At 65.4% G+C, this 12504-nt stretch carries 7 protein-coding genes; 3 read left to right on the forward strand and 4 right to left on the reverse strand.

The features are described from left to right. Positions 1-198 precede the first annotated feature (198 nt). Positions 199-2598, forward strand: a complete 2400-nt coding sequence (locus RBA40_RS29890; RefSeq protein WP_306652232.1) for a penicillin acylase family protein — start codon at positions 199-201, stop codon at positions 2596-2598. A 64-nt stretch (positions 2599-2662) separates the two neighbouring features. On the opposite strand, the gene RBA40_RS29895 is transcribed toward RBA40_RS29890, so the two are convergent. The 4 genes from RBA40_RS29895 to RBA40_RS29910 all read right to left on the reverse strand — a co-directional run bounded on the left by RBA40_RS29895 (position 2663) and on the right by RBA40_RS29910 (position 10284). Further along, positions 2663-4768: a putative bifunctional diguanylate cyclase/phosphodiesterase gene (locus tag RBA40_RS29895; protein WP_099881265.1), complete on the reverse strand. Its 2106-nt coding sequence runs from the start codon at positions 4766-4768 to the stop codon at positions 2663-2665. Positions 4769-4770: 2 nt separating this feature from the next. Beyond that, the gene (locus RBA40_RS29900) at positions 4771-7749 is read right to left on the reverse strand and encodes a hybrid sensor histidine kinase/response regulator (RefSeq protein ID WP_306652234.1); all 2979 of its coding nucleotides are present in this window, start codon (positions 7747-7749) and stop codon (positions 4771-4773) included. Positions 7750-7996: 247 nt separating this feature from the next. Beyond that, entirely contained in the window at positions 7997-8224 is a 228-nt protein-coding gene (locus tag RBA40_RS29905) for a YbdD/YjiX family protein (RefSeq protein ID WP_306652236.1), read from the reverse strand. Continuing rightward, positions 8221-10284: a carbon starvation CstA family protein gene (locus tag RBA40_RS29910; RefSeq protein ID WP_306652238.1), complete on the reverse strand. Its 2064-nt coding sequence runs from the start codon at positions 10282-10284 to the stop codon at positions 8221-8223. Before RBA40_RS29910 ends, RBA40_RS29905 begins: the two co-directional genes overlap by 4 nt. Positions 10285-10503: 219 nt before the next feature. Here RBA40_RS29910 and RBA40_RS29915 point away from each other — a divergent pair, with 219 nt between their 5' ends. Both RBA40_RS29915 and RBA40_RS29920 read left to right on the forward strand, forming a co-directional pair. Beyond that, a complete protein-coding gene (locus RBA40_RS29915) occupies positions 10504-11877 on the forward strand; it encodes a cache domain-containing protein (protein ID WP_306652239.1) in 1374 nt (457 codons plus the stop codon). After that, positions 11874-12503, forward strand: coding sequence for a response regulator (locus tag RBA40_RS29920; RefSeq protein ID WP_306652240.1), 630 nt, complete (start codon positions 11874-11876; stop codon positions 12501-12503). The genes RBA40_RS29915 and RBA40_RS29920 overlap by 4 nt, the downstream gene beginning before the upstream one ends. Position 12504 lies beyond the last annotated feature (1 nt).

Below are 12504 nucleotides of genomic sequence, written 5' to 3' on the forward strand. Positions count from 1 at the left end.
GCGTCCGCTTTGCGCGCGGTCGCGTATGTCCTTGACATAGCTTAAGAGGGCCTGCCGAGCAGGGGCGTGATCCATATCAAACGGTTAAGGGGAACCTCGTACTTGTTCTAGTCTCGCCGCGAGGGTCCCACCAACAAGTTTGCGCACAGCCTGATTTTTCTGGCAAGATGCCTTGCGAAATCAACCCCGGGGAATGTTATGCGTACGCGTGGAATCAAAGTCCGGTCGGTCCGGCTGCTGCTTGGCCTGCTTGTTCTGCTGGTGCTCGCCGCACTGGCCGTGTGGCTATACCTGCGCGCCAGCCTGGCGCGGCTTGACGGCGACATCAAGGCGCCCGGCCTGTCGGCCCCGGTCACGGTGGCGCGCGACGAGCGCGGCGTGCCCCTGATCAGCGGCGCGCGCCGTGCGGACGTCGCCTACGCCACGGGTTTCGTCCATGCGCAGGAACGCTTCTTCCAGATGGACTTGCTGCGCCGCGCGGGCGCCGGCGAACTGGCCGAACTGTTCGGCGCGCGCGCCTTGCCGCGCGACCGCGCCAACCGCCTGCACCGCTTCCGCGCGCGCGTGGCCGCTTCGCTCAAGCTGCTCAACCCGGCCGACCGCCAGCTGCTCGATCGCTATGTCGCGGGCATCAACGCCGGCCTGACGGCGCTTGGCGCCAACCCGTTCGAATACGCCCTGATCGGCGTCAAGCCGCGTCCCTGGACCGCGGAAGACTCGCTGCTGGTGGTCTGCGCGATGTACTTCGACCTGCAAGGCACGGTCGAACCGCGCGAACTGACGCGGGGCTGGATTCGCGACCACAGCGACGCCGCGCAGCTGGCCTTCCTGCTGCCTGAAGCGAGCAAGTGGGACGCTCCGCTCGACGCCGACGGCATCGCCGTCGCGCCGGTGCCGATCCCACCTGCGCCGCCGGCATGGTGGGGCAAGCCGCGCCAGCCCGGCGCGCACCAGACTGCGTCGGCCGACTTCATCGATTCGGTTGGCAGCAACAACTGGGCCATCGCCGGCAGCCGCAGCAAGGATGGCGTGGCCATCGTCGCCGACGATATGCACCTCGGTCTGTCCCTGCCCAACATCTGGTACCGCCTGGCGATCCAGTACCCGGACGCCAAGGGCGCGCCGCGCCGCATCGTCGGCGTCACCTTGCCGGGGGCGCCGCCGGTCATCATCGCCGGCAGCAACGGCCGTGTCGCCTGGGGCTACACCAACAGCTACGCCGATCTGCTCGACCTGGTGATGCTGGGCCAGGACAAGCAGCATCCGGACCAGTTGCGTACTCCCGCGGGCTGGGAAAAGCCGGTTGCCGTCGTCGAAACCATTCTGGTCAAGGGCGCTCCCGCCGAGCGGATGACGGTACTCGACACCTCGTTCGGCCCCGTGCGCGAGAGCGGCGGGCGGCCGTATGCCATCCATTGGCTGGCGCACGCGCCGGCCTCGATCAATCTCGATCCGATCAGGCTGGAGACGGTCGATACGCTCGATGAAGCATTGTCGATCGCGGCCACCATCGGCATTCCGTCGCAAAATTTCGTCGGCGGCGACGACCAGGGCAATATCGGCTGGACCATTTCCGGCCCGCTGCCGCGCCGCACGCAGCCGGGCAGCGGCGCCACGTTCCCGCTGGCTGTCGATGGCGGGCAGGCCAGTTTCGATGGTGCGCTGGCGCCGGCCGATTATCCGCGCGTGGTCAATCCGCCCGGCGGCCAGCTGTCGACGGCCAACAGCCGCCAGTTAAATGGCGCGCACGCGCAGACCCTCGGCGACGGCGGCTTCGATATCGGCGCGCGCAACCGCCAGATACGCGACGGGTTGGCTGCGCTGGGGCCGAAGACCGACCTGGCGGGCGTGTACGGCGTGGCGCTGGATGACCGCGCGCTGTTTGTCGCGCCGTGGCGCGAGCGCGCGATCAAGGTGCTCGACACGGCGGCGCTGCAGGCCAAGCCGCAGCGCGCGCAGTTCCTGGACCTGTTGAACAAGAGCTGGAGCGGGCGTGCCAGTGTCGATTCGGTCGGTTACCGGTTGGCGCGCCACTTCATGTGGGCGGTGGGCGATGTGCTGTTCGAGGGAGTCAACGGCGATCTGGCCGCGCTGCATCCCAAGTCGACCATGGCGCTGGCAACGTCGCGCTGGCCGGAAGTAGTCACGCGCCTGCTCGACGAGCAGCCGGCTGCGTGGCTGCCGCCGGGGCACGCGAACTGGCAGTCGGTGCAGCTCGAAGCGATCGACCGGGTGATTGTGGAACTGGCGGCCGATGGCATGCCCTTGTCAAGTGCGACCTGGGGCGAGCGCAATACGGCGGCCATTGCGCATCCGATTGCCGCCGCCGTGCCGTTCGTGGCACGCTGGCTCAGCGCACCGGCCGACATGCTGCCCGGCGACGCCAACATGCCACGCGTGTCGGGTAAAAACTTTGGTCAGTCGGAACGGATGACGGTGTCGCCCGGGAAGGAAGAGCAGGGCGTTTTCAACATGCCGGGCGGGCAGAGCGGACATCCGCTGTCGCCGTATTTCATGGATGGCCATGCCGATTGGGTGAGCGGGAAACCGACCCCGTTGCTGCCGGGGACGGCGCGCCATACGCTGACGTTCAAGTAACCCGGATCGAACCGTCGACCCCGCGCCTTGGCGCGGGGTCGACGTTGTGAGGCGGCTCCCGGCCCTATTTCATCGCCAGCGCCATCGCCCCGGCTTTGTTGAGCATCAGCGTGATCGATTCGTGCGGTGATGGATGCCCCAGATAGAACCCCTGCACCAGATCGCACCCGTACTCCTCCAGCAGCACCAGCTGTTCATCGGTCTCCACGCCTTCTGCCACCACCACCATCTTCAATCCATGCGCCATCGCGATGATGGCACGCGTGATCGCGGCGTTTTCCGAATCCTGCGGCAGCCCGCAGATGAAGCTCTTGTCGATCTTGAGCGCACGCACATCGAAGCGTTTCAGATAGTTCATCGACGAGTACCCGGTGCCGAAGTCGTCGATCGACAGATACACGCCGATCCCGCGCAGCTGCTCCAGGGTCGCCATGGTCGCCTTGGCGTCGTCCATCAGCGTGCCTTCGGTCAGTTCCAGCTCCAGCATCTTGGGATCGAGCCCCGAGTCGTGCAGCGCCGAGAGCACGATCTGGGTCAGGTTCTCGTCCTTGAACTGCTTGGCCGACAAATTGACCGCCATGCGGATCGCGCGCCCGGTCGCCTTTTGCCAGGCCTTGGCCTGGTTGCAGGCGGTGCGCAGCACCCACTCGCCGATCGGCACGATCAAGCCCGTTTCCTCGGCCAGGGGAATGAACTCGGTCGGCGAAATGATGCCGCGCTCGGGATGGCGCCAGCGCACCAGCGCTTCGACGCCGACGATCTCGGACGAGCGCACATCGATCTGCGGCTGGTACAGCAGATACAGCTCTTCGTTCTTGAGCGCCTTGCGCAAGCCCACTTCGAGTTTCACGTGGCTCATGATCTGCATCGTCAGCGAGGAACTGTACAGCTTGGCGTTGTTCTTGCCGCAGTTCTTGGCGTGATACATGGCGGTGTCGGCGAACTTGAGGAGCGAATCGCAATCGTCGCCGTCTTCCGGGAACAGCGAAATGCCGATGCTGGCCGTGACAAAAATCTCGTGCCCCTCGATCAGGAAGGGGCGGCGCATCGCTTCCTTGACGCGGTGCGCCACATTGAGGGCGTTTTCGACCCGCTCCAGGTCCGGTATCAGGATCGTGAATTCGTCGCCGCCCAGGCGCGCCAGGTTGTGCGACTGGTCCCCGCGCGAGACCAGGTCGCTCGGGCGGATCGTTTCGCGCAGGCGCTCCGAGACGATCTTGAGCAGATGGTCCCCCACGTTGTGGCCCAGGGTGTCGTTGATGCGCTTGAAGGCGTCCAGGTCCATGAACAGCACCGCGAACTTCTTCTTGCCGACCTTGGAGCGGTGCAGTTCGCGTTCCAGCGTTTCGAGAAACGCCTGGCGGTTCGGAATGCCGGTCAGGCTGTCGCAGTAGGCCAGGCGGCGGATCTGTTCCTCGGTGCGGCGCCGCTCGCTGATGTCGCGCACGAGGCCCAGCACCTCGTCCGGCCCGGTGGCGACCAGGCGCGCTTCGAAGTGCTGCACCATGCCGAAGCTGGCCAGTTCATATTCGACCGAGCGCACGTGCTGGGTATCGAGCACGCAGTGCATCTGTTCGAGCAGGCGTTCGGCGATGTCGCGCGGGAGCACTTCGGTGATGTGCTTGCCCACGCACAGTTCCGCGGGAATCGCGGCCGAGGCGTCGTGGCCCTGTTCGTAATCGAGGTAGACGCCGTCTTTGCCGAGCCGGAAAAAGGTGTCGGGGATGGCGGCCAGCACGGCGCGGTTGTGGGCGTCGGCGATGCGCAGCCGCACGATGGCGTCGCTGGCGCGCAGCACGTACAGCACGCGGTGGCCGAGGATCGGCCAGTTGATCGGTTTCGACACGAAGTCGGTGGCGCCGGCCTCGTAGGCGTTGGTGACCGCTTCGATGTCGTCGCCGCCGGTGACCATGATGATCGGTACCGGGGCGCCGGTTTCGATGCGGCGGATCTCGCGGCAGGCCGAGAAGCCGTCCATGTTGGGCATGTCGACGTCGAGCAGGATCAGGTCCGGCGCCATGCTCTGGTAGAGGGCGACGGCCTGCAGGCCGTCCTCCGCTTCGATCGCGTCCAGGCCGACCTGGCCGAGCATTTCGAGCATCAGCAGGCGCATGACCGGATCGTCGTCCGCCACCAGGACGACGCCGCGCTTGATTGGGGTAGCAGCCATTTTTAATGTTCCTTCTCTAGGAGGGCATTGAGCGAGTGGCACACGGCCTGGAATTCCCGCTCCATGTCGGTAAGGATGCCGGACGCGCCTTCGGTGGTATCGGTGCGGCCCAGCGTTTCCATGTCTTTGCACATCTGCGCCAGCGTTTCGGCGCCGACATTGGCGCTGCTCGATTTGAGGCTGTGCGCGACCTTGCGCAGGTTGCCCGGATCGAGCCCGGAAATGGCCTGGCGCAGCGTGCGCAGGTGCTGCGGCGTGTCGCCCACATATGCCGCAATCACTTTTTGCACCAGCGCGTCGCCGCGCTCCTTGCTCAGCGCCCGGATATTTTCGAGCGCGTGACGGTTGATGACGTCGCGCTGCAGCGCGCCCGGCGTGGCTGGCCGGCGCGCGGCCGGCGCGCGCGGCTCGGTCTGGCGCAGCACGGCATCATGCGGACCCGCTTCGCGCGGCGCCGCGTCGGTGCGCACGGTTTGCACCGGCGGCGCGGGAGGGGGCGCAGGGACCGGCGCCGGGACCGGAGCAGATACCGGAGCCGGCACCGGCACCGGCGCTGCGCCGGCGTGGTGGACGTTGGCGGCCAGCGGCAGCGTGATCCAGCGTCCGAGCACGGCGGCCAGCTCCTGCTGGCTGAATGGCTTGCTCAGGTAATCGTCCATGCCGGCGGCGAGGCACGCTTCCTGGTCGCCCTGCAGCGCGTTGGCGGTAATCGCAATGATGGGCAGCGTGCGCGCGCGGCCGCATTCGCGCTCGTGGCGGCGGATTTCGGCGGTGGCGGCAAAGCCGTCCATCACCGGCATCTGGCAATCCATCAGCACCACGTCGTAGCCGTCGGTGCGGGCCGCGGCCAGCGCTTCGGCGCCGTTGCGCGCGCAGTACACGCCCAGGCCGAGCGAGTCGAGCATGGCGGTCGCCACTTCGACATTGACCGGGTTGTCCTCGGCCAGCAGCACGCGCTGGCGGCGCAGCTTGCGCCCTGTTGGCGCGACCGGGGCGTGCGCCACCGGTACCGGCGCCAGGGAGGCAACCTGCTTGCCGCGCGGGCGCGTCATGATGCATTCGAACAGGTCGGCCGCGCGCGCCGGCTTGATCAGCTGATACGCCACGCCTGCTTCGCGCCGCTGCACCGGATCGGCGGCCAGCCGGTTGTCGCTGATGAGCATGATGCGGGTGGCGCTGGTGGCGGGGTCGCCCTTGATGCCGGCCGCCAGCGACAGCCCGCTGGTACGCTCCAGGTTCATGTCGATGATCGCCACTTCGTACGGGCGTCCGCTGTGGGCCGCGGCCAGCAGGCGGTCGACCGCGTCGCGCGCCGACACCGCGCTGTCGCTGGCGACCTGCCACTCGGCCAGCTGGTGTTCGAGACTGGCGCGGCTCTCTGCCTCTTCATCGACGATCAGCACGCGCATGCCCTCGGTCATGCGCAGGCTGGCATCGAGCATGTTCGGGTCGACCCGGCGCTTGTCGAAGCTGACCGTGAACCAGAAAATCGAGCCCTGGGTGGGGGCGTTGTCGACGCCGATCTTGCCGCCCATCAGTTCGACCAGCTGGCGCGAAATGGCCAGCCCAAGGCCGGTGCCGCCGTACTTGCGCGTGGTCGAACTGTCGGCCTGGGAAAAAGCGTCGAAGATCCGGCTGCGCGCCTCGCGCGAGACGCCGATGCCGGTGTCGTGCACTTCGAAGCGCAGGCCGACGCTGGCGCCGTCCTCGGTTTCGACAGCGACCTTGGCCAGGATCTGGCCGCGGTCGGTGAACTTGAGCGCGTTGCCGATCAGGTTAGCCATGATCTGGCGCAGGCGGTTGGGGTCGCCGCAGATGGCGATCGGGATATCGTTGGCGATCGCAAAGTCGAGCGCGATGCCCTTGGCCTGCGCTTGCGGGGTGTAGATGGTGTTGATGTCGTCCAGCAAGTCCCACAGGTTGAAGTTGATGTACTCGATCGACAGCTTGCCGGCCTCGATCTTGGAAAAATCGAGGATGTCGTTGATGATCACCAGCAGGTGCTCGCCGGAGCGCTTGACCAGCTTGGTGTAGTTGCGCTGGGTATCGTTGAGCGCGGTGCTCAGCAGCATTTCGGTCATGCCGAGCACGCCATTCATGGGGGTGCGGATTTCGTGGCTCATGGTGGCCAGGAAGGCGCTCTTGGCGCGGCTGGCCGCTTCGGCCGCGTTCTTGGCCTTTTCCAGCTGCTCGGTGCGCACGCTGACCTGGCGTTCGAGTTCGTCGCGGTGGTGGGTGAGGGCGGCGCCGCGCCCTTCGATCTGGGCCAGCATGGCGTTGAAGCTGTCGATCAGCGAACCCATTTCGTCGGTGCGCTCGTGGGGGATGCGCAAGTTGTAGTTCTGGCTGGCCGAGACCTTTTGCGCCGCATTGATCAGCTTGGCCACCGGGTCGGCGATGCTGGCCTTGAAGCGGCTGGCCAGCATCAGCGACATGAGCAGCGAGCCGCCCATCGCAGCGGCGATCACGCCCAGGCTCTTGAGGATGTCGAGCCACATCAGGGTCAGGTCGGCTTCGATCATGACGATGCCGACCTGATAATTGCCGTTGATAATAGGACGGTACAGGCGCATGCGGCTGGACCAGAAGCGGCTGCCCTGGCGGCTCGCTTCGGCCAGTACGTCTTCATCCAGGTTCATTTCCGGCGCGCTCGGTTCCGGTTCGGCCTGGCCGCTGCGCACGTAGCGGGCAAAGAGTTTGCCTTTGCGGTCGAACAACACCGCGTTGGATATTTCGACCTTGGCCTTGAGCGCGGACAAGGTGGCGGTGGCTTGATCGCGATCGTTGAACATCAGCGCGTCGACGCTGTTGGTGCCGATCACACCGGCAAACGAGGACAGTTGCATGCCCTCGTCCTTGCGGTGGTTGAGGACCGAGGTGACGGCAAAGGCGATGAAGACAAAGAACAGCGCGGTGCCGGTCGACAGGAACGAGATGATCGTCAGTTTTTTGTTCAGGCTTGAGCGTTCAAAGTTCAGCATGGGACGACCCGGCAAAAGGTGGTGTGGCCCGGGAAATATGTCCCGCAGGAAAAATATACGGGGATTGATCTGGCACGACTTTGATAAGGCACAAAGGTGCCGGGACGGTGTCTGAAAATGCGACAGGTGGGAGTTGCTTGGATGATATTGCAAGCGCGTGTCTTCGGGACCGTGCGCGCCCCCGCCCAATGACGGCGCGCGCACGGTGCGGGTGTAAAAAAGGGACGCCGCAGCGTCCCTTTGTGTTTCAGCAGCAGCCGCCGCGTTTTCCCGCGCCACCGTAGCGCGCTTCCTGGCGCTCGCGGAAGAACTCTTCGTAGCTCATCATCGGCTGGTCCGGATGGGTTGCCTCCCTATGCGCCACATACGTGTCGTACTCGGGCAGGCCGACCATCAGGCGCATGCTTTGCCCGAGATAGCGGCCGGCCTGGGCCAGGCCGCTCCCGGCATCAAGCAGGGTGCTGAACATGCTCATGCGGGCGTGACCGCGTTGGCGACGAACGGCGTTTCCTGCGAGCTTGGCGCGGCATTGGCGCGTGCCTTGAACACCGTGCGCGCGCCGAAAAACAGTACCGACAGCACCACGAACATGAAGAAGCCCGCCAGCGATGCATCGAGGTAATCGTTGAACACGATCTGGTGCATCTGCGCCATCGACTTGGCCGGCGCCAGCACGGTGCCCTGGTCGATGGCTGCCTGGAACTTTTGCGCGTGAGCCACGAAACCGATGCGCACATTGTCGTGGAAAATCTTCTGCCAACCGGCGGTCAGGGTGCAGGCCAGCAGCCAGGCGGTCGGCACCATGGTCACCCACGCATACCTGGCGCGCTTCATCTTGAACAGCACGCAGGTGGCGAGGATCAGGGCGATGCCGGCCAGCATCTGGTTGGCGATGCCGAACAGCGGCCACAGGGTGTTGATGCCGCCCAGCGGATCGACCACGCCCTGGTACAGGAAGTAGCCCCAGGCCGCCACGCACAGCGAGGTGGCGATCAGGTTGGCCGGGATCGATTCGGTGCGTTTGAGCGAGGGCGCGAAGGTGCCCAGCAAATCCTGCAGCATGAAGCGTCCGGCGCGGGTGCCGGCGTCCACCGCGGTGAGGATGAACAAGGCCTCGAACAGGATCGCGAAGTGGTACCAGAAAGCCATCATGGCCTTGCCGCCGATGACGTTCGAGAGGATGTTGGCCATGCCCACCGCCAGGGTCGGGGCGCCGCCGGCGCGCGAAATGATGGTGCTTTCGCCGACATCTTTCGCGGTCTCGGTCAGCATTTCTGGGGTGATGTAAAAGCCCATCTGCGTCACGGCCGCGGCCGCCGATTCGGCTGTCGTGCCGAGGATCGCGGCCGGGCTGTTCATGGCGAAGTAAATGCCCGGCTCGATGGTCGAGGCGGCCACCAGCGCCATGATGGCGACGAACGATTCCATCAGCATCGCGCCGTAGCCGATGAAGCGCGCATGCTGCTCGTTTTCAATCATCTTCGGGGTGGTACCGGACGAAATGAGCGCATGGAAACCCGATACCGCGCCGCAGGCAATCGTGATGAACAGGAAGGGGAACAGGCTGCCCGACCACACCGGTCCGCTGCCGTCGATGAACTTGGTCATGGCCGGCATTTTCAGGTCCGGCGCGACGATCAGGATGCCGATCGCCAGGCCCACGATGGTGCCGATCTTCAAAAAGGTCGACAGGTAGTCGCGCGGCGCCAGCAGCAGCCACACGGGAATTACCGAGGCCACGAAGCCGTAGCCGATCAGCATCCAGGTCAGTTCGGTGCCGGTGTAGGTGAACATGGGGCCGAGCACGGCGTGTTCCTGCACGTACTGGCCGCCGATAATGGCCAGCATCAGCAGCACGAAGCCGATCAGCGACACTTCGCCGATGCGTCCCACGCGCACGTAACGCGAGTACACTCCCATGAACAGGGCGATGGGAATGGTGGCCATGACGGTGAAGCTGCCCCACGGCGAGCCGGTCAGGGCCTTGACCACGATCAGCGCCAGCACGGCGAGAATGATGACCATGATCATGAAGGTGCCGAGCAGGGCGATGACGCCGGGAATGTCGCCCAGTTCCGATTTGATCAGGTCGCCGAGCGAGCGGCCGTCGCGCCGCGTGGAAATGAACAGGATGATGAAGTCCTGCACCGCACCGGCCAGCACCACGCCGGCCAGGATCCACATCATGCCGGGCAGGTAGCCCATCTGCGCGGCCAGTACCGGGCCGACCAGGGGGCCGGCGCCGGCGATGGCGGCGAAATGGTGGCCGAACAGCACGTATTTATTGGTGGGAACGTAGTCGAGGCCATCGTTGAACTTGTAGGCCGGGGTCTGGCGCTTGGGATCGAGCCCGAGCACGCGATCGGCGATAAACTGGCTATAGAAGCGGTACGCGACCAGGTACACGCAGACCGCCGCGGCGATGATCCAGATCGCATTGATGGCTTCGCCGCGCTTGAGCGCGATATAGCCGAGCGCGCAAGCGCCGAAAACCGACAGCGCAGCCCAGCCGAGCTGGCTTGACAGACGTTTCATGGTGACTCCTCCAAGGTGTTTTTTTATGGTCCGTGCCGGTTTGACCGGTCAAGCCGGTTGTAGACTCCGCACAGCGTGATTCAGTATCGAATGGGAGGTTCTCCTGGGCAAGCGCACCAATACGCAGGGCAATACGTATTACTACGTAACCACTCGCGGCGGAAGGGACGTAGAATGTGGCTCATTTCACAAAGCCGTCAACGGCAGGCCGGGCGCTGCATGAAGTTAAGGCAAAAGGTCATCTTTCTCGCGATCACGCCGCTGATTCTGGCGCTGTGCACGATTGCGCTGTTCGTGCGCCATCAGGCCATCACGCTGGCCCAGCAGCAGCGCGATACGATCCAGCAAGCCTATTTGGCCAGCAAGGAAGCCGAACTGAAGCACTACGTGGATCTGGCGGCGCGCTCGGTGGCCCATCTGGTCAATTCCGGCAAACGCGACGACGCCACGCTCGATGAAGCCAAGCGCATCTTGTCGACCCTGAGCTACGGCGACGATGGCTATTTCTTTGTCTACGATTACCAGGGCAACAGCCTGATGCATCCGCGCCAGCCCGGGCTGGTGGGACGCAACCTGTGGGACATGCGCGACGTCAACGGCGAGCCGACCATCCAGCGCCTGATCGCGCGCGCCAGGGCTGGCGGCGGGCTGCAGCGCTACATCTGGGCCAAGCCGTCGATCAACAAACCGGCGCCCAAACTCGGGTTTGTGATTCCGATGGAAAACTGGGGATGGATGCTGGGCACCGGCATTTATCTCGACGACGTGGACGCCGCCCTGGCCAAGATCGACGCCCAGCAGTCGCGCAATATCCAGGGCACCTTGCTGTGGATCGCGGTGCTGGCCATTGTCAGCGCGCTGGTGGTGGCCAGTTCCGGGCTGGCGTTAAATATCAGCGAGCTGCGCGTGGCCGACGCCAAGCTCAAGGTGCTGGCCCAGCGCGTGGTCGAGTCGCAGGAGCAGGAACGGGCGCGCCTGTCGCGCGACCTGCACGACGGCATCAGCCAGTGGCTGGTATCGATCAAGCTGCAGATCGAGGCCGGCGTGATCCGCCTCGGTGGCGACGCGGCCCAGCAGCAGAAGGCGCGCGCCAGCTTCGAGCACACCGCCAGCCAGCTCAACGATGTGCTGGGCGAGGTGCGGCGCATTTCGCACAACCTGCGCCCGGCCATTCTCGACGACCTGGGCCTGGCCGCCGCGCTCGACCACCTGGCGCACGAAGCGACCCAGAACAGCGCGCTGCCGGTGCGGTTCCTGGCGCGCGGGGGCAGCGAGGGCCTGGACGATGTGGCCAACACAGTGCTGTTCCGTATCGCCCAGGAAGCGCTGACCAATATCGAACGCCATGCCGGGGCGCGCCAGGTCGACATCACGCTCGCCTGCGAGGGCGGCTGCGTCACGCTCACGATTGCCGACGATGGCGCCGGTTTCGATGCGGCCAGCGTGGCGATCCACCCCAAGCGCGGCATCGGCTTGCGCAACATGATGGAGCGCATGGACGCCATCGGCGGCCAGCTCGCCATCACTTCGTCCGCCGCCGGCACCTCGGTGCAAGCGTCGGTTCCGCTTCCACCCACCGCCACGCGCTCATGACCGACATCATTCACATCCTGCTGGTCGACGACCATCCCCTGGTGCGCGACGGCTTGCGCGCGCGCCTGGAGGCGGTGCCGCATTTGCGCGTCGTGGCCGAAGCCGACGGCGCCGACGATGCGCTGCGCCAGGCCGGCGAGCACGCCATCGACCTGGTGCTGATGGACATCAACATGCGCGGCATCAGCGGCATCGACGCGACCGCCCAGTTCCGCCAGCGCTACCCGGCCATCGCCGTGCTGATCCTGTCGATGCACGACAAGATCGAATACGTCAGCCAGGCCATGCAGGCCGGCGCGCGCGGCTATGTGCTCAAGGATGCGCCCGGCAAGGATATCGTGCTGGCCATCGAGACCGTGATGGCCGGGGGTATTTACTACAGCGCCGCGCTGGCGCGCCAGCTGGCCCGTCCCGCCGTGCAAGACAACCAGTTGACGGTGCGCGAACAGGAAGTGCTGCAGCAGCTGGCCGGTGGCCAGTCCAACAAGCAGATCGCGCGCGCGCTCGACCTGTCGGTACGCACGGTGGAAACGCACCGCCTCAATATCAAGCGCAAACTGGGCATCGAAGGCCAGGCCGAACTGATCAGATACGCCGTGCAGCACGCACGTTTCGAGGGAAGCTAGT

The sequence above is a fragment of the Massilia pseudoviolaceinigra genome, assembly GCF_030846505.1.
Lineage (GTDB): Bacteria > Pseudomonadota > Gammaproteobacteria > Burkholderiales > Burkholderiaceae_D > Telluria_A > Telluria_A violaceinigra.